General features: G+C 68.0%; 21 protein-coding genes and 1 pseudogene. 10 read left to right on the top strand and 12 right to left on the bottom strand.

The window, feature by feature from the left end; genetic code table 11:
* Positions 1-8 precede the first annotated feature (8 nt).
* A complete protein-coding gene (locus tag QF050_RS08050; protein ID WP_308929968.1) occupies positions 9-2,153 on the bottom strand; it encodes a heavy metal translocating P-type ATPase in 2,145 nt (714 codons plus the stop codon).
* A gap of 268 nt (positions 2,154-2,421) precedes the next feature.
* Here QF050_RS08050 and QF050_RS08055 point away from each other — a divergent pair, with 268 nt between their 5' ends.
* Both QF050_RS08055 and nhaA read left to right on the top strand, forming a co-directional pair.
* On the top strand, positions 2,422-3,096 hold the full coding sequence (locus tag QF050_RS08055) for a PAS and ANTAR domain-containing protein (protein ID WP_308929969.1): 675 nt from the start codon (positions 2,422-2,424) through the stop codon (positions 3,094-3,096).
* 86 nt (positions 3,097-3,182) lie between these two features.
* Positions 3,183-4,536: pseudogene (nhaA, locus tag QF050_RS08060) on the top strand (Na+/H+ antiporter NhaA).
* 53 nt (positions 4,537-4,589) lie between these two features.
* Here nhaA and QF050_RS08065 read toward each other — a convergent pair.
* The 11 genes from QF050_RS08065 to QF050_RS08115 all read right to left on the bottom strand — a co-directional run bounded on the left by QF050_RS08065 (position 4,590) and on the right by QF050_RS08115 (position 15,132).
* Complete coding sequence (locus QF050_RS08065; RefSeq protein WP_308929970.1) at positions 4,590-4,832, bottom strand: hypothetical protein; 243 nt, start codon at positions 4,830-4,832, stop codon at positions 4,590-4,592.
* Positions 4,833-4,947: 115 nt separating this feature from the next.
* Positions 4,948-6,105 carry an ABC transporter ATP-binding protein gene (locus QF050_RS08070; RefSeq protein ID WP_308929971.1) on the bottom strand — a complete coding sequence of 386 codons (1,158 nt, stop codon included), beginning with the start codon at positions 6,103-6,105 and terminating at the stop codon, positions 4,948-4,950.
* A complete protein-coding gene (locus QF050_RS08075; protein ID WP_308929972.1) occupies positions 6,102-7,691 on the bottom strand; it encodes an iron ABC transporter permease in 1,590 nt (529 codons plus the stop codon). Before QF050_RS08075 ends, QF050_RS08070 begins: the two co-directional genes overlap by 4 nt.
* Positions 7,692-7,695: 4 nt before the next feature.
* Positions 7,696-8,745, bottom strand: coding sequence for an iron ABC transporter substrate-binding protein (locus tag QF050_RS08080; RefSeq protein ID WP_308929973.1), 1,050 nt, complete (start codon positions 8,743-8,745; stop codon positions 7,696-7,698).
* Positions 8,746-8,948: 203 nt separating this feature from the next.
* Entirely contained in the window at positions 8,949-9,671 is a 723-nt protein-coding gene (locus QF050_RS08085) for a VIT family protein (RefSeq protein ID WP_308929974.1), read from the bottom strand.
* Positions 9,672-9,746: 75 nt separating this feature from the next.
* Positions 9,747-11,450, bottom strand: a complete 1,704-nt coding sequence (locus QF050_RS08090; RefSeq protein ID WP_308929975.1) for an alkaline phosphatase family protein — start codon at positions 11,448-11,450, stop codon at positions 9,747-9,749.
* A 1-nt stretch (position 11,451) separates the two neighbouring features.
* On the bottom strand, positions 11,452-12,639 hold the full coding sequence (locus tag QF050_RS08095) for an alkaline phosphatase family protein (protein WP_308929976.1): 1,188 nt from the start codon (positions 12,637-12,639) through the stop codon (positions 11,452-11,454).
* Positions 12,640-12,803: 164 nt separating this feature from the next.
* On the bottom strand, positions 12,804-13,568 hold the full coding sequence (locus QF050_RS08100; protein WP_308929977.1) for an ABC transporter permease: 765 nt from the start codon (positions 13,566-13,568) through the stop codon (positions 12,804-12,806).
* Positions 13,568-14,389 carry an ABC transporter ATP-binding protein gene (locus QF050_RS08105; protein ID WP_308929978.1) on the bottom strand — a complete coding sequence of 274 codons (822 nt, stop codon included), beginning with the start codon at positions 14,387-14,389 and terminating at the stop codon, positions 13,568-13,570. Before QF050_RS08105 ends, QF050_RS08100 begins: the two co-directional genes overlap by 1 nt.
* 27 nt (positions 14,390-14,416) lie before the next feature.
* Positions 14,417-14,782, bottom strand: coding sequence for a DUF1048 domain-containing protein (locus QF050_RS08110; RefSeq protein WP_308929979.1), 366 nt, complete (start codon positions 14,780-14,782; stop codon positions 14,417-14,419).
* Positions 14,779-15,132 (bottom strand): PadR family transcriptional regulator, encoded by a 354-nt coding sequence (locus QF050_RS08115; protein WP_308929980.1) that lies wholly within the window; start codon positions 15,130-15,132, stop codon positions 14,779-14,781. Before QF050_RS08115 ends, QF050_RS08110 begins: the two co-directional genes overlap by 4 nt.
* Before the next feature lie 191 nt (positions 15,133-15,323).
* On the opposite strand from QF050_RS08115, the gene QF050_RS08120 reads away from it, so the two are divergent.
* Genes QF050_RS08120 through QF050_RS08155 form a run of 8 tightly spaced genes read left to right on the top strand, consistent with a single transcriptional unit; the run spans position 15,324 to position 24,154 of the window.
* A complete protein-coding gene (locus tag QF050_RS08120; protein WP_308929981.1) occupies positions 15,324-15,680 on the top strand; it encodes an SPW repeat protein in 357 nt (118 codons plus the stop codon).
* 11 nt (positions 15,681-15,691) lie between these two features.
* Complete coding sequence (locus tag QF050_RS08125) at positions 15,692-16,042, top strand: CU044_2847 family protein (RefSeq protein WP_308929982.1); 351 nt, start codon at positions 15,692-15,694, stop codon at positions 16,040-16,042.
* A 5-nt stretch (positions 16,043-16,047) separates the two neighbouring features.
* Positions 16,048-17,388, top strand: a complete 1,341-nt coding sequence (locus QF050_RS08130; RefSeq protein ID WP_308932127.1) for a phosphoribosyltransferase family protein — start codon at positions 16,048-16,050, stop codon at positions 17,386-17,388.
* Complete coding sequence (locus QF050_RS08135; protein WP_308929983.1) at positions 17,385-18,716, top strand: erythromycin esterase family protein; 1,332 nt, start codon at positions 17,385-17,387, stop codon at positions 18,714-18,716. Before QF050_RS08130 ends, QF050_RS08135 begins: the two co-directional genes overlap by 4 nt.
* Positions 18,717-18,737: 21 nt before the next feature.
* Positions 18,738-20,615 (top strand): acetate--CoA ligase, encoded by a 1,878-nt coding sequence (gene acsA, locus QF050_RS08140; protein ID WP_308929984.1) that lies wholly within the window; start codon positions 18,738-18,740, stop codon positions 20,613-20,615.
* Positions 20,612-21,649, top strand: coding sequence for a pyruvate dehydrogenase (acetyl-transferring) E1 component subunit alpha (gene pdhA, locus QF050_RS08145; RefSeq protein ID WP_308929985.1), 1,038 nt, complete (start codon positions 20,612-20,614; stop codon positions 21,647-21,649). Before acsA ends, pdhA begins: the two co-directional genes overlap by 4 nt.
* Entirely contained in the window at positions 21,646-22,626 is a 981-nt protein-coding gene (locus QF050_RS08150; protein WP_308929986.1) for an alpha-ketoacid dehydrogenase subunit beta, read from the top strand. Before pdhA ends, QF050_RS08150 begins: the two co-directional genes overlap by 4 nt.
* A complete protein-coding gene (locus QF050_RS08155; RefSeq protein WP_308929987.1) occupies positions 22,619-24,154 on the top strand; it encodes a 2-oxo acid dehydrogenase subunit E2 in 1,536 nt (511 codons plus the stop codon). The genes QF050_RS08150 and QF050_RS08155 overlap by 8 nt, the downstream gene beginning before the upstream one ends.
* The last annotated feature ends 10 nt before the right edge of the window (positions 24,155-24,164 follow it).

The following is a 24,164-nucleotide window of genomic DNA, read 5'->3' on the forward strand; positions in this document are numbered from 1 at the left end:
TTCCGGGACTAAATGGACTGCGCCTTGGTGGTGGGTGCCTCCGACGGGTTCAGTTTCAGGCGCCGGAGGAGCTGGGCGTTCAGCGCCACCACAATGGTGGAGGCCGACATCAGTACCGCCCCTGCAGCGGGCGAGAGGACCACCCCGGCAAAGGCCAGGACGCCTGCGGCCAATGGCACGGACAGGACGTTGTAGCCCGCAGCCCACACCAGGTTCTGCCACATCTTCCGGTAGCTGGCCCGGGACAGGTCCACCATGGACAACACGGCCCGCGGATCGTTTCCTGCCAGGACCACGCCGGCGGATTCCATGGCTACGTCGGTGCCGGCGCCGATGGCGATGCCCACCTCGGCGCGGGCGAGCGCGGGCGAGTCGTTGACGCCGTCGCCCACCATGGCCACCTTCAACCCGCGGCCCTGCAACTCGGCCACCTTTTTGTCCTTGTCAGCCGGCAGGACCTCGGCGAACACCTCGTCGATGCCCAGGTCCGCGGCCACTGCCTGCGCCACCTGGTGCGCGTCGCCGGTGACCATGGCCACCTTGATGCCGCGGCGCTGCAGGGCTGACACGGCCTGCCGCGACTCCGGCCGCACCGCATCCTCCATGCTCACGGCACCCAGGACGGTGCCGTCGTCGTCCACCACGTGCAGGACGGCGGCGCCGCGGTCCATCCATGCGTGCGTCCTGGCGGCCAGGGCCTCGGGTTCGACGACGCCGAGCTCGCGCAGGAGCGCGGGCCCGCCCACGTGCACGGTGCGGCCGTCCACGGCGGCCCGGACGCCACGGCCCGGCAGGGCGGTAAAACCGGTGGCAGCCGGCAGCGGCAGGTTGCGTGCCTTGGCGGCGCGGACGATGCCGCGCGCCACCGGGTGTTCGCTGTCGGATTCGACGGCCGCGGCGAGGGCCAGCACGGCATCGGCGTTGCTTCCTTCGGCCGCGGCGATGTCCTTCAGTTCAGGTTCCCCGGTGGTGAGGGTGCCGGTTTTATCGAACAGGACAACGTCGACGGTGCGCATCCGCTCCAAAGCCATCCGGTTCTTGATCAGAACCCCGGCGCGTGCTGCCTGTTCCGTGGAAATGGCGATCACCAGCGGTATGGCCAGGCCCAGTGCGTGCGGGCAGGCGATCACCAGCACGGTGACGGTCCGGGTGACGGCGTCGGGGACGCTTCCCAGCAAGGTCCAGGCGATAAAGGTCAGGACGCCGGCCCCGGCGGCAAAGTAGAAGAGGAAAGCCGCGGCTCGGTCCGCGAGGGCCTGCGCGCGTGAGGACGAGGCTTGTGCCTCCTCCACCAGCCGCTGGATCCCGGCCAGGGCGGTCTGGTCGCCGACTGCAGTAACCCGGACCCTGACGCTGCTGTCCGTTGCCACCGTCCCGGCCACCACCGGATCGCCGGTACCGCGGGGCACTGTCTTGGATTCGCCGGTGATCATGGATTCGTCGAACTCGGACTGCCCGTCCACCACGGTTCCGTCGGCCGGCATCCGGGCGCCGGGGCGGACCAGGACCAGGTCGCCGGGGGCCAGCTCGGAGACGGGGACGGTTTCGGTTCCGCTGTCCGTGATGCGCTCGGCCTCGTCCGGGAGCAGGGCGGCGAGGGCGTCAAGGGCGCCCTGGGCGGATCCGAGGGCGCGCATTTCGATCCAGTGGCCCAGCAGCATGATGGCCACCAGGAGCGCCAGTTCCCACCAGAAGTCCAGGTCGAAGCCGCCGATCCCCAGGGTGGTGACCCAGGACGCCGCAAAGGCCACGGTGATGGCCATGGCGATCAGCAGCATCATCCCGGGCGTGCGGTCCTTGAGTTCCTGGAGGCCGCCCTTGAGGAATGGCTGGCCGCCGTAGAGGAAGATCACGGTGCCCAGGACCGGCGGAATCCAGGCGGCGCCGGGGAACTCCGGCGGCATGTAGCCCAGGAGGTGGCCCATCATGGGGCTGAAGTACACCACCGGCACGGAAAGGGCGAGCGTCAGCCAGAACCTGTTCTTGAACATGGCGGTGCTGTGACCGGCGTGCTGCCCGTGGGTGTGGACGGCATGGTCGTCGTCACCCGCGGGGCCGCCATGGTGGGCGTGGCCGGCCGGGTGCTCCGGCGGCCGTGTCAGCGGGCCGCCCAGGGTGTTGTGATGGTCGTGGGAGTGGTTCCCGAGGCTCATGTCAGTTCCAATCCATTGCGGGATCATTCGTGCTGGGGTTGACCGGCTGTGAAGGCGATGCGAGGCACCTGCCGGGACATACCACGTCACTGACAACACCTCGAATATACCCCCCTGGGGTATTGCTTTGCAAGTGCGTAGTCCATTTTGCCTGCAACTTCCATAGGACCTCCCGCACTACTTTCCACTGCTCCGTTCGCCCATACTTGGAGGAGCGAGTATGGTGCCGGCCCGCTGGGGGCTGGTTCATACCAAGGAAGTGGGCTTTGTGACCGAGCTAAGCGACTTGTACACGTACTCCAGTGCCCTCGGCGACAACGAGTGCGTCGCAGGAGTTTTCCGCATGGATCTGGACGGGATGACGTTCCATTGGTCCGAGGGCATGTACCAGCTGCACGGCTACCATCGCGGCGAGGTAGTACCCACTCGGGAGCTCGTTTTTGCGCACAAACACCCCGACGACCGCGAACGGTGCGAGGAAATCACCGCCAGGGTTGCCGAAACCGGCGGTTTCTTCTGCATGTACCACCGCATCAACGACGCCAAGGGCCACACCCGCCGGGTCATGACCTCCGGTGAAGCGATCCTCGGCGACGACGGCTCGGTGGTGGCGCTCGAAGGCGTGATGGTGGACCTCACCCGGACCCTGCAACGCGAGACCGAACAGACCGCCCGGGACGCCGTTGCCGGAGCCACCTCCACCCGCACGGTGATTGACCAGGCGCGCGGCATCCTCATGGGTTTGCTGAAGCTCGGCTCGGACGAAGCCTTCCAGTTGCTGGTGGCCACCAGCAGCCACCGGAACGTCAAGCTTGTTGTGGTGGCCGCGGAACTGGTGCAGCTGGCCAATTCCGTGGACGGCCGGACTTACCTGGACCGCGCCGTGCGGGCCATCCAGCTGCACGGACGAAGCAGGGACGCCGGCGGCCGCCGCGCGGGCTGACCCTCCTGCCCCGGTAGAATGGAACCAGGTGCGCCGGGAAGTCTGGTCGGCATGGCTTTGTCGAACCCGGAAATAAGGATGCCTCCATGACCTCCACCCCGCCTGTGCCCAACGCCTCCACACCTCAGGGCTCCACCGTCTTCTCCCGCGGCAGCTATGCCGAGGCGCTCCGGATCGGCGAAATCCTCCGCAAGGAAACCGTGGGCGGAGCCCTCCTGGTCATCGCGGCGGGTTATCGCCCTTATCTGGGCCAACTCCCCGGCGTCGGAGAGCTATTTTGCCCTCCGGGATCTCCAGGTGGGCTATGCGCCGTGGCACCTGGAACTGAGCCTGGGGGCCTGGGCGGCTGACGGCCTGCTGGCCATCTTCTTCTTCCTGGTTGGCCTGGAACTCAAGCGGGAATTCGTGGCCGGCGACCTGCGGCAGATCAGCAAGTCGATCGTTCCGGTGGCGGCCGCCGTGGGCGGCGTAGTAGTGCCGGCGGTGATCTACGCCGTCGTCAATCTCGCCAGCCCGGAAACCCTGCGCGGCTGGGCCATTCCCACGGCAACCGACATCGCGTTCGCCGTGGCTGTCCTGGCCATCATCGGATCCCACCTGCCCAGCGCGCTGCGGATCTTCCTGCTGACGCTGGCCGTGGTGGATGACCTGATCGCGATCACGATCATCGCGTTCTTCTACTCGAGCGACATCCAGGTCACGCCGCTGCTCCTGGCGCTCGTGCCGCTGGCGGCGTACGCGTTCCTGGCGCAGAGGTATCGCCGGTTCTTCGGCCGCCACGCCGCCGCAGCCTGGTTGATCCTGCTGCCGCTGGGTATGGTCACGTGGGCGCTGGTGCATGCCTCCGGCATCCACGCCACCGTGGCCGGCGTGCTGTTGGGCTTCGCTGTGCCGGTGATCAGGTCCGAGGCCTCCGGCGGTCCGGAGGCAGGCCCGGGGCTGGCGGAGATCTTCGAACACCGGTTCCGGCCGATTTCCGCCGGTGTGGCGGTCCCCATCTTTGCGTTCTTCTCCGCAGGCGTGATGGTCGGCGGCTGGGAAGGCCTGGGCTCAGCCCTGTCGGACCCCGTGGCACTGGGCATCATCCTTGGCCTTGTCCTTGGCAAGCCGATCGGCATCATGGGCACCACCTGGGTGCTGACGAAAGCCACCCGGGCCAGCCTGGACAGTTCCTTCAAGTGGATCGACGTGTTCGGGGTGGCGCTGCTGGCCGGGATCGGTTTCACGGTCTCCCTGCTCGTGGCGGAGCTCAGCTTTGGCCACGGCAGCCTGCATGACGACCACGCCAAGGTGGGCATCCTGGCCGCATCACTGATCGCCGCGCTGCTGGCGACGGTGGTGCTGCGCACCCGGAACCGCCAGTACCGGTTGGCCGAAGAGCTGGAGAAAGTGGATTCGGACCACGACGGCGTCCCGGACGTCTACCAGGAACGCACCTAACCCCGTGGTCCGGCAGGCCGCCCGGCGGCCCGCCCGGGGGCCGGGAGGGCTGCTCAGGCCGTAGCGAGCGGCTTCGCCTGGGCTGGCGGCACGGCCGGGGCCGCCACGTGGCGGATCTCCAGGGCTTCCGGGTCCAGCAGCTTCCGCGCACCGGTCCGGGCGTCCAGGATCCAGAAGAGTTCAAGGGCCGGGACGACGTCGGTCACCCGGCCGCTGTGGAAAAGCTTGCCCCGGTGCCAGGCCTCGATCTGGTCCCCGATGCGGAGCTGGGCGGTACGTATTCCTGGTGCCTCCATGAGAGCTGCCTCCTGCTGTTGTGTCCCCGTAAGCACAGCTTGCCGTGAAGAGGTTGCCGAAGTGTTTCCGCCCGGTGTTTTTTCTGTGTCAGGAGTGGCGGCTGGGGGCCGGAGCTTAGTCGTCCAGCGGGAACGCGACTGCCTCGCCCACCACCCGGAGGCACAGTTCCATCCCTGGCCGGGCGATCGAGGCGTTCCAGTGCCGGATGGTGATCACTTCGCCGCCGCCGGGGTACCGGTGGTCGGCGTGCTCCGCCACTTCTTTGGGCACATTGAGCTTCAGCCGCACCGTGGTTTCGGGGCCGAAGTAGTCGGTGTCCACCACTACGCCGCGGATGGGGCCGTCCTCGGCGATCCGGATCTGCTCGGGCCGCAGCATGAGCTGGACCTTGCCCTGCGCCGGCGGGCGGCGCACCGGGATGCCGCCCAGCGAGCAGGTGGCCAGTGACCCTTCCAGCCAGGCGTCCAGGATGACGGCGTCGCCCAGGAACTCGGCGGTGGCCCGGTCCGCGGGGCGGGTGTAGACGACGAACGGGTTGCCGATCTGGGCCAGCTTCCCGGCGCGCATCACGGCCACCTGGTCGGCGAAGGACAACGCCTCGGCCTGGTCGTGGGTGACCAGGATGGTGGTGACCCCGGCCTCGGCCAGGACCTTGGCCACGGCGCGGCGGGTGGCCACGCGGAGGCCGGCATCCAGGGCGGAGAAGGGCTCGTCCAGGAGCATCAGTTCCGGTTCCCGGGCCAGGGCACGGGCCAGGGCGACGCGTTGCTGCTGGCCGCCCGAAAGCTGGTGCGGGCGGCGCTTGGCCATGGCCGGATCCAGCGACACCATCTCCAGGAGTTCCGCCACCCGGGCAGCAACAGCCCGGCGGCCGCCGTCCAGCTTGGCGGGGTCCAGGCCAAACGCCACGTTCTGGCCCACCGTCAGGTGCGGGAACAGCGCGCCGTCCTGGGCCACATAGCCGATCTGGCGCTTGTGCGCCGGGAGCCACGCGCCGTCACCGGCCACGGTGGTGCCGTTGAGCGAGATGGTGCCGGTGTCCGGGTGTTCAAACCCGGCGATCAGGCGCAGGAGCGTGGTCTTGCCGGAGCCGGAGGGACCCACGATGGCGGTGGTGCCGCCCTTGGCCACGGACAGGTTGACGCCCCTCAGGACCGCCTGGGAGCCAAAGTTCTTGGTGACGTCCGTGATGTGCAGGTGGCTGTTGGTGGTTGCCGCCACGGAAGGGGAGACCCGTGGTTCCGGCAGCCGCCGGGTGGATGGTGCTGTCACTGTCCGGCTACTTTCTTGGACTGTTGGAAGAGAAGGTAGGTCATGGGAGCGGAAAGCAGGATCATCAGCAGGGCATAGGGCGCGGCTCCGGCATAGTCTATTTCACTGCTCTTGCTCCAGAACTCGGTGGCCAGGGTCTTGGTGCCGTTGGGGGACAGCAGCAACGTGGCGGTGAGCTCGTTGGCGATGGCCAGGAACACCAAGGCCGCACCGCCGGCAGCGGCGGGGGCGGTGAGCCGCAGCGTGACGCGGATGAATGCCAGCAGCGGCGGCTTGCCCAGCGCCTGCGCGGCCTCGTCGAGTTCCTTGGGAGCCTGCGCCAGCCCGGCCCGGAGGTTCACCAGGGCCCGGGGCAGGAAAAGCAGAACGTACGCCGCCACCAGCACGCCGGCGCTCTGGTAGATTCCCGGCACCACGCGGATGCTGACGGTGACGAACGCCAGGGCCACCACGATGCCGGGCATCGAGCTGGTGACGTAGTTGGACAGCTCCAGGGACTTGCTGAACCAGCCGGGCTTCCGGACCGCGAGGTACGCCATGGGGAACGCGACCACGATGGTGGCCGCCGCGCCTGCCAGGCCGTACCCGAAGGTGGCCAGGAGCGCCGGGAGGAATTCGGCGGCGGTCCAGACGTCGGCGCCGCCGGCCACGATCCACTTCAGCACGTAGTACAGCGGGAGGCCGAACGCCAGGGCCGTCAGCGCCAGCAGGAAGAGCTGGCCCGGAACCTGGTAGGCGTGAAGGGGGAGCCGGAGGGCCCTTGCCTGCACCCCGGAGCCGACTCTCGCGTAGCGGGCAGTGCCGCGGCTGCGGACCTCGGCCATCAGCAGGAGCAGGCAAAAGAAGACCAGCACGCTGGCCAGCATGTTCCCGGCGGCGCCGTTGAAGGTGGAGCGGTACTGGGTCATGATCGCGGTGGTGAAGGTATCGAACCGGATCATGGCGAACGCACCGTATTCGGCGAGCAGGTGCAGCCCCACCAGCAGGCCGCCGCCCGTGAGGGCGATCCGCATCTGGGGAAGCACCACCCGGAAGAAGGCCCGCCAGGCGCCCAGCCCCAGGGCGGCGGCGGACTGTTCGATGGCCGGATCCAGCCGGCTCAGGGTTGCTGCCGCGGGAATGTACACCAGCGGGAAGTAGGAGAGCGTGGCGATCAGGATTCCCGAGCCCAGGCCCCCCAGCGACGGGATGGCCGAAACCCAGGCGTAGCTGTTCACGAACGCCGGGATGGCCAGCGGCGCGGCCAGCAGGACAGCCCAGATCCGGCGGCCGCGGAGGTTGGTCCGTTCCACCAGCCATGCCCCCGCCACGCCAAGCAGCAGGCACAGCGGGATGGTGGCGGCCATCAGGAGCAGGGTGTTCACCAGCAGTTCGCCTACGCGGGGGCGCAGGATGAGGGCGACGGCGGTATCCCACCCGGTTGCCACCGTCATGTACACCACGTACCCCAGCGGGACCAGGGAGAAGAGGGCGATCAACACCGCCAGGACGGACACCGCGGAAACGCCGAAAGGCGGGCGGGGGCTGTTGCCCCGGCCCGCCGTCGTCGTGCCCCGCTTGGCGGGAGCCGATAGATCGGTGGTCACGGAATTAGAGGAGTCCGGCCTGGGTCATGAGATCGCTGACCTTCTGGGAGTTGAGCTTTGCGGCGTCAATTTTCGGCGCCTGCAGGTCCTTGATGGGAACCAGTTTGTCGTTGGCCGGCACATCGGAGCCGATGGCGTACTCGAAGGACGTTCCGTTTTTCAGGACTTCCTGCCCCTTCTTGCCGGTGATGAACTTCAGGAATGCCTGCGCGGCGGCAGCATTCTTGGAGGACTTGAGCACCCCACCGCCGGAGACGGACAGGAACGCACCCGGGTCCTCGTTCTTGAAGTAGTACGGCGTGACGTTGTTGGAGTTCTCGCCGGTCTTGGCCTGGTCGCCGTAGTAGTAGTAGTGGTAGATCAGCGCGGCATCCACTTCACCGGCGTTGACCGCCTTCATGGCCGTGCTGTTGCCCTTGTAAGCCTTGGAGTTGTCCTTCATGGCCTTGAGCCAGTCCTCGGTGGCGCTTTCACCCTTGAGCTCCAGCAGGGCCGAGACGATGGCCTGGAAGTCGGCGCCGGTGGGCGAGGCGGCCCAGCGGCCCTTCCACTCCGGCTTGGCCAGGTCCAGCATGGACTTGGGCAACTGGTCCTCGGTGAGCTTGGTCTTGTTGTACACCAGGACGGTGGAGCGGGCGGCGATGCCCGTCCACTTGCCGGTGGACGGCGCGAACTCGGCGGGAACCTGGGCCAGGGTGTCCTTGTTGACGTCGGCGAACAGGCCGGCGTTCTCCACCTGCGTCATGGCGGGGGAGTTCTCGGTGAGGAAGACGTCCGCGGGGGAGGCCTGGCCTTCCTGGATGATCTGGTTGGACATCTCGGTGTCGTCGCCCTGGCGGAGGGTCACCTTGATGCCGGTTTCGGCCGTGAAGGCGTCCACCCATTCCTTGGTGAGGCTTTCGTGCTGGGCGTTGTAGACAGTGATCTCACCGGAGGCGGCACCGTTGGAAGCGGAGCTGTCACCGGTGGGCGTGCCGCCGCCGCAGGCGGTCAGGCCGAGAGCTGCGGTGGCGGCGAGTGCGATGCCTGCCAGCGCGCTGTTGCGGATCTTCATTGAGGCTGCTTTCGTGGGGAAAAGTCTGCGTGAACCTAAGTCTTTACGGGCACCGGAACGCGGTGCCTATGTTCAAAAACTGTAGGGTAGGCAAACCTAAGCTCCAAGCCGGAAAGCGCTTTAAGTGACGAGGTTCACATCAATTACGCAAACATGGCGTGACGTAATTGCCTCGCAACTCCCGGGGTGCCGCGTGCTGCCAGCTACGCGATGCCGGTGGTGCCCAGGAGGCTGCCCACGGTGAACGTGAAGGCCATGGCCAGCGCACCGCCCACCACCAGCCGCAGGGTTGCCTTGCGCTTGGAGCTGCCGCCGATCCTGGCGCTGACGGTGCCGGTCAGGGCGAGCGCCAGGATAACGGCGACGAACGTGACCGGGATCCGGGCTTGTTCGGGCGGGAAGATGATGGCCAGCATGGGCAGCACGGCGCCCACCGTGAACGCGATGGCGGAGGCGATGGCGGCGTGCCAGGGGCTCACCACCTCCTCCTCGTCGATGTTCAGTTCGGCGGAGAGGTGCGCCTTCAGGGCGTCCTTTGCGGTCAGCTCCTCGGCAACGGTCCGGGCCGTGGCTTCGCTGAGTCCTTTGGCCTGGTAGATCTCCGCAAGTTCGGCCAGCTCGCCGTCGGGATCGTCCCTGAGCTCCTGGCGTTCCTTTTCGATCAATGCCCGCTGGCTGTCGCTCTGGCTGCTGACGGACACGTATTCGCCCAGGGCCATGGATACGGCGCCGCCCACCACCGCGGCCGTGCCGGCCACCAGGATCGGGGCGAGGTCGTTGGTCACGCCCGCAACGCCCACCACGGTCGCGGCGACGGAGACGATGCCGTCGTTCGCGCCGAGGACGCCGGCCCGCAGCCAGTTCAGGCGTGCCGCCACGCTGCTGTCGTGGGGTTCGTTGTGGCTGAGCTTCACGGTTTCAGACATGCTGGCAGTAAACCACCGGCCGGTTGGGTTTACCACGAAGGTTTGCATCCCCTAACACGGGCGGAATCCGGGGTATCAGTACGTGGTGGCGTTCGGCAGGATCAGGGGCGGCAGCGGGGCCTGGTTGAAGTCGAAGGACTTGGCCAGATCGCCCAGCTGCGGGTTGTTTTCCCGGACGTCGGGCCGGGCATCGGGCCGGCCGTCCGTTGCGGGGTCAATGCGTTCGCCGCCCAGGAAATCGTCCTCGATGAACTTGAAGTAGGCGTCGTGGCTGAGCACCTGGTGGTCGATGAACCCCTTCCGTGCGTACGGGCTGATCACCAGGCCGGGCACGCGCAGTCCGTAGCCGTTGTTGTCCACTACCGGCGGGTTTTCGTGGTCGTAGAACCCGCCCCAGTCGTCCCAGGAGAGGAAAATGGCGGTGCTGTCCCAGTCCGGCCCGCTCATCACCGCGTTGATGAGCCCGGCCACGTAGGCCTGCCCGGTGCTGATCTTTGCCGGGGCGTGTTCGCTGACCTTGTCGGTGGGCGCCACCCAGGTGACGGCCGGCAGGGTGCCTTGGCGCGCGGCGTCGTAGAACCCGCTCAGGGGCTTGATGTTGCCTTGCTCGCCGTCTTCCTTGACGGTGTCGAAGTACAGCAGCGGATTCCACAGGCCCGGGGTTTTGGCGTCCTGCTTGACGGGGTCGCAGGTGGCGGCGTCGTTCCGGCAATCCGGTTCGGTGCCGTTGAAGACGTAGTAGGCCCAGGGCACCTGGTGCTTGTGGAGCAGGAACGTCAGGTCCGTCCAGGCGTAGTCCGGCAGTTCCAGTTTCTTGGCGGCTTCCGTGAGTTTCTTCTTCAGGTCGTCGGACACCGGGGCGGCATCCACGGCTGCCTGGCAGACGGCGTAGGAATCGGTGGGCTGGCAGCTGGTGCCGATCAGCTGGTCGATCTGGGCCGCGAGGCCGGGATCGATCCCGGCGGCTTCCAAGGCCTCACGGCAGGGGTCCAGGTCCATTCCGGCCTGGCACTTGCCGATCAGGGTGTCCTTGATGATTTGCGGTTCCGGCTCGGGGTCCGGGTCCTGCAGGGCATTCACGCACGACGACGGGTCCCCGGCTTTGGTGCACTTGGCCGACCATTCCGAGACCAGGTACAGGTGCGCCGGCAGGCTCCACGACGCTGCCGAGGCGAACAGGTGGTCCTGGAGGGTGAAATTCTGCGCGTAGGCCCAGTAGTTGGGCAGGTCCCGGCCGTCGTGGTAGCCCATCACATCGGTGGGCATGGTGGTGCTGTACTGGCATTTGGTGCTGGCGGCGCTGCAGCCGGACAGCCCCTTCTCCGCCTGCGCTACGAACCCGTCCATGGCGCCGCCGTTAATGTCCCCGGTGGCGTCCGCGTGGCTGTGCGGGCCGCCGGCATTGCTGTCTGCGGAGTTGTAGAAGGGGGCGATGCAGCCGCCGTTCGCCGGGTCCGGAAGGCACACTGCGGGCTTGCCGTCCTTCATGGGGATGCCGTCTGCGCCGGGGTAGGTTCCGAAGTAGCTGTCGAAGGACCTGTTTTCCTGGGTGATGATCACCACGTGCTTGATCTTGGAGATCCCGGCGTCGGAAGACGTGCCCTGGCCGGCGGCCACGCCCGCGTCCTGGGCCGAGGCCGGGGCGGAGGCGGGCGCGTTCGGTGCCGGTGATCCGGCGCGCAGGGCGGCGGGAAGGACTACGGCGAGGATCACCAAAACCGCCAGCGCCACGGCACCTGCCAGGACGGTCCGCCGTCGGCCGTTCCATGCAGGCTTCACCCTAGGACTCCTTCCGGAACACGTCGTCGCCGAAGGTGGCGACCCCGGGATCGCCGGCCAGCCCGAGGCGGGGGAGGAAGAAGAAATCCTCGATGGTGGCCAGCAGGCTGTAGTGGTTGTAGGCCCGGTCCGAGGACGTGCCGGCTTTGCTGAACGGGGAGAGCACCAGTGCGCCCACCTTGCCGCCGTCCGCACCGCCTGCGGGGGCAGCCGCGTCTGACTCAGGGGGGCCGGACGAGTCGCCCTCGGCCTCGTCGAAGGTGATCACCAGCATGCCGTCCTGTTTGTACGCCGGCGAGGACAGGATGGCCGGCACCTGCTCTTTCAGCCACGCATCCACCGCGCCCAGGCCGCCGGTGGTGCCGTCGGCGCAGGTGGCGTCATGGCCGTCGTGGCACAGGTTGGGCGTGATGTAGGAAAGGGTGGGCGTGGTGTCCACGGATTTCAGGTCTTCCGCGAGGGCCGCGAAGTTGACCACGTTTTTGGCGCAGTCCGGTGATGAGGTGATGGAGCGGAAGTACATGAACGGGTTGTGGTGCGTGGAGTACTGGCTCTCCTCGGTGGCCCTGATGTGGTTGTCCGGCTCGCCCAGCGGCGGGTGTTCGCACGGCTCCTGCATGTCCTCCATATAGCCCTTCCACGTCTTGCCCTGGGCGGTCAGCTGCCCCGCCAGGGTTTGCGTGTCCGCCGGGTAAACGCAGCCATCGCCCTGCAGGGTGCCTTGCGAGTCGGTGCCGGTGGCGTTGAACTCGGTGTACGTGTGGCAGTCCAACATGGTGCTGTCGTTGGGCCGCTGGCCGGAGATCTGGGCCAGGTAGTTGGGCAGCGAGTTGTGGGCGATGCCGTAGTAGTTCTTCAGCAGCACGCCCTTCTTGCGGAGCGTTCCGGACAGGTAGGGGGCGGAGGAATTGTCACCCCACACGGAGTCGTAGCCCTTGTTCTCCAGGTTGATGACGAACACGTGCCCCGGGGTGCGGGTGTGGTTCGCGGGGTCCTTGGTGGCGCTGGGCCTTGGAGTGGGTGTGCTGCCGGTGGCGGCTGTGGTGCCGGACGCCGACGGGCCAGGCGTGGGTGCGGGGCCATTCGGGGTGCACGCCGCCAGTGTGGGCAGCAAAAGGGCCGGAAGCAGGAGCAGGCCCGGAGCCCGCCACCGGCCCGCCTTGGTGCGGGGAACAGCTCTGTTTTTCACGCCCGGCCTCACTTGTTCGTAGCTGCAGGCCTGCCGGCCGGGCGGTGTGCCGCCCGGCCCGCAGGTCTTGGCTCCCCAGCGTTGCGGTCACTCTTGCATACCGCGGCCCGGATTTGCACCGGCAAACCCTGTGAGTTCGCAGTTAATCCGGCCGGTTTCCGGGCTCAGCCCACTTTCCGGCGGTAGATGGCGGACGCGGCCGCGTAAGCCACCGCGAGGATGCCGGCCAGCCAGGCGAGCGCCGTCCAGATTCCGGTGCCCACGGGTTCCTGCGCGAGGAGTGCCCGGAGGGTGTCCACGACCGGAGTCACCGGCTGGTTTTCGGCGAACCAGGCGACCGGGCCGGGCATGGTGGCCGTGGGAACGAACGCCGAACTGATGAATGGCAGGAAGATCAGCGGATAGCTCATGCCGCTGGCACCGTCCACGGTCTTGGCGGCCAGGCCGGCAACCACTGCCAGCCAGGTCAGCGCCAAGGTGAACAGCACCAGGATTCCGGCGACTGCGAGCCACGCTGCCACGGAGGCTCCACTGCGGAACCCCATGACCAGGGCAACGCCGATCACGATGGCGATGGCTGCGAGGTTGGCGGCCAGGGAGGTGACCACGTGGGCCCACAGGATGCTCGGCCGGGCGATCGGCATGGATCCCAGCCGTTCGACGATCCCGCCCTTGACGTCAAGGAACAACCGGTAGGCGGTGTAGGCCACGCCGGAGGCAACGGTGATCAGGAGGATGCCGGGGAGGAGGTAGTTGACGTAGGAGCCTCCCGAACCCGTGGAGATGGCGCCACCGAATACGTAGACGAACAGCAGCATCATCGCCACGGGTGTCACCGCGGTGGTGATGATGGTGTCCGGGCTGCGGAGGATGTGCCGCAGCGAGCGGCCGGTCAGCACGCCGGTATCGCGCAGGGCGTGGGTGCTCATCAGTGTTCCTTTCGTGTCGCGGAGGCGCTGGTGGGCTGTTCCTGCTGGTCCTCGGGTGCATCCCCCACCAGGGCCAGGAAGACGTCCTCAAGGGAAGGCTGTTTCTCCACGTATTCCACCGTGGCGGCCGGGAGGAGCTGCTTGAGTTCGGCGAGCGTCCCGTTCTGGATGATGGTGCCCCGGTGCAGGATGGCGATGCGGTCTGCGAGTTGTTCTGCCTCCTCGAGGTACTGGGTGGTGAGCAGCACGGTGGTGCCCTGGCCCGCGAGTTGCCTGATGGTCCGCCACACCTCGATGCGTGCCTGCGGATCAAGCCCCGTGGTGGGTTCGTCGAGGAAGAGGACCGGGGGATCCCCGATCAGGCTCATGGCGATGTCCAGGCGCCGCCGCATGCCGCCCGAGTACGTGGCAGCCCTGCGGTTGGCTGCCTCTTCCAGCCCGAAGCGGGCCAGCAGGCTGCCGGCCACCGTGCCGGGGTTGGGCAGGTGGCGCAGCCGGGCCACCAGCACCAGGTTCTCCCTGCCGGTGAGGACGTCGTCCACGGCGGTGAACTGTCCGGTCAGGCTGATGGAGCCCCGTACATCCTCAGCCTGCGTGCCGGCGTCGAAACCGTTCACCGCGGCCGTGCCGGTGTCCGGCTTCAGCAGGGTGGAGAGGATTTTCACCAGCGTGGTTTTGCCAGCGCCGTTGGATCCGAGCAGCGCGAAGATGCTTCCCGGCATCACATCAAAGTCGACGCCCCGCAGCACCTGCAGGTCCTTGAACGACTTTTCGATGCCCTGCACCCGGATGGCGGGTTGCAGGGCCTGGTCTGTGGCCATGGCCGGTCCTTTCCCTTGATTTGTTCCTCAGGCGTCGCCGGCAGCGGCCTGGTTGATGGTGTCCGTCAGGCGCTTGCGCTCCTTGTTGATCCACTGGCCGTCCGAGTAGTTGCTGATGAAGGTTTCTGCGAACTCCACCGGGTCCTCCCCAACGATGTCGCGGACCGGCGTGCCGTCCGCGGCGGCCCCTTCGACCAGGTCCGCCAGGTCCTCCAGCATCTGCATGAGGACGTCGCCCTTGACGATGGCGCCGGCGTAGGTGAAGTAGCGTTCCAAGGCATCGATGGTGGTCCGGTAGTTGCCGGGCAGCTGTTCCTTGCGGGCCTTGTACTGGCGCCAGCGTTTTTTGTCGTCGAAGGAACCGGTGACTTTCTCGAGCCATCCCTGGGTCATGGCCATTCTCCTTTTTCCTGCGTGTGGTTGTTGTGGTGGAGCTGCTCGATCCGTTCGGCGAGGAAGCTCCAGGTGCTCCAGAACTCGTCCAGGTAGGCGCTGCCGGAAGCGTTGAGCGAGTACACCTTGCGGGGCGGTCCTTTCTCGGACGGGACTTTGGCCACGTCCACCAGGCCGCGTTGTTCGATGCGGACCAGCAGCGCGTACACCGTGCCCTCGACGATGTCCGAGAAGCCCTGCTCGCGCAGGCGGGCGGTGATTTCGTAGCCGTAGGCCGGCCGTGCGGCGAGGGTTGCCAGGACAATGCCTTCAAGCGTGCCCTTGAGCATCTCGGTCATTTGCTTGCCCATCGAAATCCTTCGGTACTTAGTGATGCTGACTACTAGTAGATAGTAACACTGACTAGTTGAAGGGCAAGCCCCTGCGCAGGTCTTTCTGCCCTATTGGGTGCACCCCGCCAGGCGTTGACTTGATCCATGGGCAGCAGAGGCCCTGGGACGGAAACGGACTGGCGTGCCGCCCACACCGGAAAGGAAAAATAGTGAAAAAGTGGTATCGGTGGCAGGACTATGTAGCGGCTGCCGCCGGACTCTTCACCGCGGTGGCGGTCCTGTTCACGCGGCAGGAAAACATGTCCACTACCCTCATGCTCGTCTTCGGCGGGCTCCTGGTGGTCAGCGGCATCATCAACCTGGCAATGCCCGGAACACCGGTCATGGAATACGCCCAGGCTGTCATTGCCGCAGTAGTGATCCTCTCGCCGTGGCTGGGATCTTACACTGGCGCGACGGGTGCAGCGTGGACGTCGTGGATTGCAGGGGCAGTGGCGCTGGTGGTCACCGCGGTGGCCATAAAGCCCAGCACTGACGCCCACCACAATCTGCGCATCTCGCATTAGCGGCATCCGCCATGACTGAAGTGATGCGGTATGAGGTGGGATCCGGGACGGTGCTCGTTGAGGCTGCTGACAACAGCTACGGCGTGGACCATCCTGCCCGCAACGAGCAGGGGATCCTGGATACGGGCAGGCGGCTGGAAGATGCACTCGCCAGCGTCCGCCCCGCCGCCCATGCCGCACTGGAGGCCATGGCGGAGCTGTACCCCGAACACATCGAAATCGAATTTGGAGTGAATCTGGCGGGCGACGCGGGGGCGGTGATTGCCAGGAGCAGTTCCGACGCCCACTTCGTCCTCCGGATGTCCTGGACCCCTGAGCCGCCGGCAGCACTGCCCGCGGAAGAAATCCCACATGGCGGGTGAGGGTGATGGTTGCATTCCTGAACAGGGCCGACGCCGGGCGGCGGCTGGGCAAACGGCTTGCCGGCCTGCGCGGACGGGACGTGGTGGTGCTGGGCCTGCCCCGCGGCGGCGTGCCCGTGGCGTTCGAAGTGGCCAAGGCCCTCGAGGCGCCGCTGGACGTGATCGTAGTGCGGAAACTGGGGGTCCCCTTCCAGCCTGAAGTGGCCATGGGAGCCATCGGCGAGGGCAACGTCCGGGTCCTGGATCCCCGCACCATGTCCATGGCCCGGGTCTCCCAGGAAGACCTGCAGGAGGTGGAACGGCGGGAGCGGGTGCTGCTGGAAAGCAGGGTGGCACGGTTCCGCCAAGGGCGCCCGCGGCTCGATCTCACCGGACGCACGGCGGTCATCGTGGACGACGGCATCGCCACCGGCTCCACCGCCAGAGCCGCCTGCCAGGTGGCCCGGCAACTCGGCGCAGCAACAGTCATTCTTGCCGTTCCCGTTGCCCCCGCCCGCGCCATCGTGGAGCTGAAGGAACCGGACGACGTCGTCTGCCTGCTCTCGCCCCAGGACTTCCAGGCCGTGGGCTACTACTACCACGACTTCTCGCCCACCGAGGATGGCGAGGTGGTGCAGCTGCTCGACGCAGCGGCATCGTCGCCCCGCCACCGCGGCGACGAAAGGGAAGACGGCACCCTGGACGACGACGTCGAGATCCCGGACGGAAGTGCTGTGTTGCGCGGCAGTCTGTACCTGCCGGGAAGTTGCGACGGCACGGTCCTCTTTGCCCACGGCAGTGGCAGCAGCCGGCACAGCCCCCGCAACCGTTACGTAGCCTCGGTCCTGCACGGGGCAGGGCTTGGCACCTTGCTCCTTGACCTGCTCACGCCGGAAGAGGAGGTCAACCGGGCCAACGTCTTTGACATTGCCCTGCTTGCCCGGCGCCTTTCCGCCGCAACCCATTGGCTGGAAGCGCGGCATGACGGCTCGGCCGGCCGCATCGGCTACTTCGGAGCGAGCACCGGCGCGGCCGCTGCGCTGTGGGCCGCCGCGGAGCCAGGTACCGAGGTTGCCGCCGTGGTGTCCCGGGGCGGACGGCCGGACCTGGCCGGTCCGCGGCTCGCCGCGGTCAAGGCCCCCACCCTCCTGATCGTTGGCGGCGCCGACACCCAGGTCCTGGCGCTCAACCGCCAGGCCATGGCACGCATGCAGGCCCCCACCCGGCTCGAGATCGTCCCGGGCGCAACCCATCTCTTCGAGGAGCCCGGCACCCTGGCCATGGCGGCCACGCTGGCAGCGGACTGGTTCCGGCTCTACCTCCTGCCGTCGCCGGTGGGACGGTCCATGCCGGAGGCAAGGAAATGACCGCGTACGCCGGCCGGCCGGAGGGCGCTGCGGAACGTGCGGCGGCAACCGCGCAGATCCGCAGCCTCGCCCATCCTCTGGCCACCGCCGATGACCTTGAACCGCTGGTCCGCCTCGCCGCCCCGTCCCGCTTCGTGTGCTTGGGCGAGGCATCCCACGGCACCCAGGAGTACTACCACTGGCGGGCCCTGCTCACGCGCCGGCTGATCGAAGAATACGGCTTCACCTGGGTAGGCGTGGAAGGCGACTGGCCCGACTGCTGGCGCATCAACCGTTGGGTCAGGGGAGAAACCGGGCGCGACCAGGATGCACGCCAGCTACTGGCCGGTTTTGAACGCTGGCCCACCTGGATGTGGGCCAACCACGAGGTTGCCGAATTCCTGACGTGGCTCCGTGAGTGGAACCTGCGCCTCCCGGAAGAACAGCGGACGGGTTTCTACGGCCTGGACGTCTATTCCTTGTGGGATTCCCTGCGCGAAATATTCACCTGGCTGGAGGCCAATGCCCCTGACGCACTCCCGGCGGCGCTGCGGGCCTGGCATTGCTTCATTCCGTTCCGCGAGGATCCGCAGCGGTACGCCGTGGGGAACCGCCTGGTTCCGCAGTCCTGCGAAGCGGACGTGGTGGCATTGCTGGCGGAAGTCCGGCGGCGCGCACTTGGCCGGATGCAGGACGATCCGGCCGCCTTTGACGCATTCCAGAACGCCATCGTGGCCACCAACGCCGAAGAGTACTACCGGACCATGGTGCGCGGTGACCAGCAGTCCTGGAACATCCGCGACCACCATATGAGCGACACAATCGACCGCATCGCGCGCCACCACGGGCCGGGATCCAAGGGACTGGTATGGGCGCACAACACGCACGTCGGTGACGCCCGGGCCACGGACATGGCGCGTGACGGGATGGTCAACATCGGGCAGTTGCTCCGCCAGCGCCACCCCGGCGAGGTGGTGCTGGCCGGTTTCGCGTCCTATGCCGGGTCCGTCACGGCCGCCGGGTCATGGGGCTCCCCGGAGCGGGTGATGGATGTTCCGGCAGCCGTCCACGGCAGCCACGAGGACCTCCTGAACGAGGCACTGGCGCACCGGTCGGTGCTGGTATTCGGGGCCGACCGCACCGGACCCTGGCTCAGCTCCTGGCGCGGACACCGCGCCATCGGGGTTGTGTACAACCCCAAGCGGGAGCGGGGCAACTATGTGCCCACCCGGATGGGGGAACGCTACGATGCGCTGTTCTGGCATCCGCGGACCGAAGCACTGCGTCCGCTGCACCACGAGGACCTGCCCGGCGAACCTGAGCTCGAGACCGAGCCCACGGGATTCTAGGCCAAATCACAAAGGAGCATGATGGACCAGCGGAGCACCACGGCCACAGAAGTCCAGGGTTCCACGCGCTGGCCCACCATCGCCAAGGACGTGGCCGCCTTCCCGGTGCCGCCCAACATGCCGGACTATGAGGCTGCCAGGCGGGACTTCAGCTGGGACCAGGCGCGGCAGGCACTGGCCGGGCTGCCCGGCGGGCGCGGGCTGAACATCGCCTATGAGGCGGTGGACCGCCACGTGGCAGAAGGCCGCGGCGGCAAGGAAGCCCTGCGCTTCATCAAGGCCGACGGCGGTACCCGGTCCCTGGACTACGGTGACCTTGCGGAGCAGTCCGGCAGGTTCGCGGCAGCGCTCCGGACGTTGGGGTTGGGGCGCGGCGAGCGGGTCTTCTCCCTCCTGGGCCGCAGCCCCGAGCTGTATGTCGCCGTGCTGGGCACCTTCAAGAACGGCAGCGTCTTTTGCCCGCTCTTTTCCGCTTTTGGTCCAGAACCCGTCCGGCAGCGGCTGCACCTCGGCGCGGGCCGCGCCCTGGTCACCACCAGGGCGCTGTACCGCAAGAAGGTCGCGCCGGTGCGGGACAGCCTTCCCGAGCTCCGCCACATCCTGCTGGTGGACGCGGACGGCAACCCCGAACCGGGAACCCTGGATCTGGCCCGCCTCCTGGCGCAGGCCCCGGATCCGGATCAGGGGCAGCCTCCCGGGCAGGACATCGAGGACACCCAGCCGGAGGACATGGCCCTGCTGCACTTCACCAGCGGAACCACCGGCACCCCCAAGGGCGCCATCCACGTCCATGACGCCGTCGCCGCCCACTACGCCACCGGCCGGTTAGCCCTGGACCTGCACCAGGATGACATCTATTGGTGCACCGCCGATCCGGGCTGGGTGACCGGCACGTCCTACGGCATCATCGCCCCCCTGGTCCACGGGGTCACCGCCATCGTCGATGAGGAGGAACTCGACGCCGACCGCTGGTACCGGATCCTTGCGGACCAGCACGTCACGGTCTGGTACACCGCCCCCACCGCATTGCGGATGCTGATGAAGGCAGGTGCTGAGCGTGCCGCGGGCCATGACCTCTCCGCGCTGCGCTTCATCGCCAGCGTGGGGGAGCCGCTGAACCCGGAGGCCGTGGTGTGGGGCCAGGAGGTCCTGGGCCTGCCGGTGCATGACAACTGGTGGCAGACCGAGACCGGCGGCATCATGATCGCCAACTACCCGGCCATGGACATCCGCCCCGGCTCCATGGGCCGGCCGCTGCCCGGCATCGAAGCGGCCCTGGTGGCCCGGGACGCCGACGGCAAACCCGTCCTCCGGGACGGTGAAGCCGTGCTGGTCACCGAGCCCGGCGCCATGGGCGAGCTGGCCCTGCGCCCCGGCTGGCCGTCCATGTTCCGCGGCTACCTCAACGAGGAGGAGCGGTACCGGCGCTGCTTCGCGGGAGGCTGGTACCTCACCGGGGACCTGGCAAAGCGCGACGCCGACGGCTACTTCTGGTTCGTCGGCCGCGGCGACGACGTCATCAAGTCCTCCGGCCACCTGATTGGCCCGTTCGAAGTGGAAAGCTGCCTCATGGAGCACCCGGCGGTGGCCGAAGCCGGCGTGATCGGAGTGCCCGACCCCGTGGCGGGCGAGGTGGTCAAGGCCTTCGTGGAACTCAAGCCGGGCAACCAGCCCAGCGAGGAGCTGCAGCTGGACATCATCGGCTTCGCCCGGAAACGGCTGGGTGCTGCCGTGGCTCCCCGGCTGCTGGACTTCACCACCACGCTGCCCAAGACCCGCAGCGGAAAGATCCTGCGCCGGCTCCTGAAAGCCCGCGAGCTGGGACTGCCCGAAGGCGACACCTCAACCCTGGAGGCCCCGGCCGGACCGGCGCCGGGCCTCGGCAAGGAGCAGCCATGAGCACCGTGCGGAACCAGGGCGTCCCGGACCAGGAACACGCCCTCCACCTGTTGCGGCAAATGCTGCGGGTGCGCCGGCTCGAGGAGAAATGCATCGAGCTGTACAGCGCCGCCAAGATCCGCGGCTTCCTGCACGTCTACATCGGCGAAGAAGCCGTGGCCGCCGGAGTGATGGAAACCCTGGCACCGGATGACGCGGTGGTGGCCACCTACCGCGAGCACGGGCACGCCCTGTTGCGCGGCGTCTCGGCCGGAGCCATCCTCGCCGAAATGTACGGCCACGCCGAGGGCTGCTGCCGCGGCCGCGGCGGCTCCATGCATCTTTTCGACGCGGACACCCGCTTCTACGGCGGAAACGCGATCGTGGCCGGCGGCCTGCCCCTCGCCGTCGGCCTGGCGCTCGCGGACCGGATGGCCGGGCGCCAGCGCGTGACCGTCTGCTTCTTCGGCGAAGGCGCCGTGGCCGAAGGCGAGTTCCACGAAAGCATGAACCTGGCCGCCCTCTGGCAGCTCCCGGTGCTGTTCTGCTGCGAAAACAACCTTTACGCCATGGGAACCGCGCTGGGCCGCTCCGAATCCCAGACGGACATCGCACTCAAGGCCGCCGGGTACGAAATCTCCGCGTGGGCCGTTGACGGGATGGACGTGCTCGCCGTCGAGGAAGCCGCGCGGCGGGCGGTGGATGCCGTCAGGTCCGGCGGCGGCCCGCACTTCCTGGAACTGCGCACCTACCGCTTCCGCGCCCACTCCATGTTCGATCCCGAGCTGTACCGGGAGAAAACCGAGGTGAGCCGCTGGATGGAACGGGACCCCATCAGCCTGCTGCAGGGCACCATGCAGGCCGCGGGACAGCTGCCGGAAGACACCTGGGCCACGCTGACGGCGGACGTGGATGCGGAGATCAGCACCGCCGTCGGATTCGCCGAGAACGGCACGCCGGAACCGGTGTCCGAACTCATGCGGTTTGTCTACAGCGACCGGGCAGAGCACACCGGCGCCGGTGACGGGGCCGGGAAAGAGGGGGCAGCAGGATGAAAACCACCTACCGGGAAGCCATGCGCGCGGCCCTCCGCGACGCCATGCAGCGGGACGAGCGCGTGTTCCTCATGGGCGAGGACGTGGGCCGGTACGGCGGCAGCTTCGCCGTGAGCCTGGGCCTGCTGGAGGAATTCGGGCCGGAACGGATCCGGGACACCCCGCTCTCCGAATCCGGCTTCGTCGGTGCGGGAATCGGCGCGGCGCTGGGCGGAATGCGTCCCGTCGTCGAAATCATGACCGTCAACTTCAGCCTGCTGGCCCTGGACCAGATCATCAACAATGCGGCCACCCTGCTGCACATGTCCGGCGGCCAGTTCAACGTGCCCATCGTCATCAGGATGACCACCGGTGCCGGCCGCCAGCTCGGCGCCCAGCACTCGCACAGCCTGGAAGGCTGGTACGCGCACATCCCGGGCCTGCGCATCCTGGCCCCCGCCACCCTGGCGGACGCCCGCGGCATGCTCTGGACCGCGTTGCAGGACCCGGACCCGGTGCTGATCTTCGAACACGGCTCGCTGTACAACGTGGCCGGGGAGCTCGACGACGACGCCGGCGCCGTGGAGATCGACAAGGCAGCGGTGGTGCGCAGCGGGGACGGCCTGACGCTCATCACCTACGGCGGCACGCTGCCCATGGTGCTGGAGGCCGCGGAGCAGCTGGCCGCCGAGGGCATCGAGGCGGACGTGATCGACCTGCGGACCCTCCGGCCGCTGGATGAGCACACCATCCTGGACAGCGTGGCCAGGACCCACCGGGCCGTGGTGGTGGACGAGGGCTGGCGCAGCGGCAGCATCTCGGCGGAGATCGCCGCGCGGATCTGCGAGCAGGCCTTCTTCGACCTGGACGCCCCGGTGGAACGGGTGTGCAGCCTGGAGGTGCCCGTCCCGTACGCCAAGCATTTGGAACAGGCGGCCCTGCCGTCGGTGGAGCGGGTCGTGGCCGCCGCGCGGAGGGCTGTGGGGACCAATGGCTGACTTCCGGATGCCGTCCCTGGGCGCGGACATGGAGCACGGCAAGGTGGTGGAGTGGCTGGTCAAGCCGGGGGACTACATCCACAAGGGGGACCTCGTGGCGGCCGTGGACACCGACAAGACCGTGATGGACATCGAGTCCTTCCAGGAAGGCGTGGTGGCCGAGTTCCTGGTGGAAATTGGCGACACCGTGCAGGTGGGGACCCCCATCGCCCGGATCACCGCCACTCCTGCCGAACTCCCGCCGGCCCAGCCCCCGGCACCCCCGCTCACTTCCGGCAGCATTTCCGGCGACGCCCGCTCACTTTTGGCAGCAAAAGAGGCAACGCCCGCTCACCCGGGTGCCGCAGACGGGCATCCGGAGCCCGGCGCAAAGGTCCCGCCGCCCGTCCGCCACCTGGCGCACACGCTGGGGGTCGACGTCGGGCGCCTCACCGGGAGCGGTCCCGGCGGCGAGGTGACCAGGGACGACGTCGAACGCGCCGCGGCAGCGTCCGTCGCCGAAGGCGCTCGCGCCGGAGCGCCTCCCGGCAAAGTGCCAGCGCCCGAAGTTCCGGCTGCCGAGCAACCCGCTCACAAGATTGCAGCGGCAATGCCGGCAGCCGACGCCCGTCGCGTCCGGTCGTCGCCGTTGGCCCGGCGGCTGGCCGCCGAGCTCGGCGTGGACCTGCAGGGCGTTGCGGGGACAGGCCCGGGCGGTGCGGTGACGGAGGACGATGTGCTCTCCTCGGTGCCGCCCAAGGGACCCCGTACGGAGAAGCCAGCGGAAGCACCGCCGTCGGAAGCCCGCCCAACGGCACCCGCGCGGGCAGCGGAACCCGTGCCGGCGCCCGCACCCCGGCAGGAACGGGCTGCGGCCGGCGGGAAGGCGGAAAGCCTGCGGCAGGCCGTCGGCGCGCTGATGTCCCGGTCCAAGAAGGAGATCCCGCACTACTACCTGTCCACCACCTTGGACCTGGCGGCTGCGGTGGCCTGGATGCAGGCGGCGAACCAGCGGCGGCCGGTCTCCTCACGGCTGGTGCCGTCCGCCCTCCTGCTCAAGGCCACGGCGCTCGCGGCCAAGGAGGTGCCGGATATGAACGGCTTCTTCATCAAGGGCGCCTTCGAGCCCAGCGGCGCCGTGCACCTGGGCGTCGCGGTGGCCCTGCGGCACGGCGGCCTGGTGGCCCCGGCCTTGCATGACGCGGACACCCTCAGCCTGGATGAGCTCATGGACCAGCTGCGCGACCTGGTCAGCCGCGCCAGGGCCGGCCGGCTGCAACGGGCGGAGATGGCCGACCCCACCATCACCGTGACCAACCTGGGCGATCTCGGCGTCGAAAGCGTCTATGGGGTCATCTACCCGCCGCAGGTGGCCATGGTGGGCTTCGGCAAGGTCCTGGAGCAGCCGTGGGCGCACAACGGGATGCTCGGCATCCGGCACGCCGCCATCGCCACGCTCTCCGCGGACCACCGCGTGAGCGACGGCCTGCGCGGCGGTCGGTTCCTGGCCCGCATCGACGAACTCCTGCAAGCGCCGGACAAGCTGTGACTACTGGACC

Origin of the sequence: Arthrobacter sp. SLBN-112, from assembly GCF_030944625.1 — a bacterium.
In the GTDB taxonomy this organism is placed as follows: Bacteria; Actinomycetota; Actinomycetes; order Actinomycetales; family Micrococcaceae; genus Arthrobacter.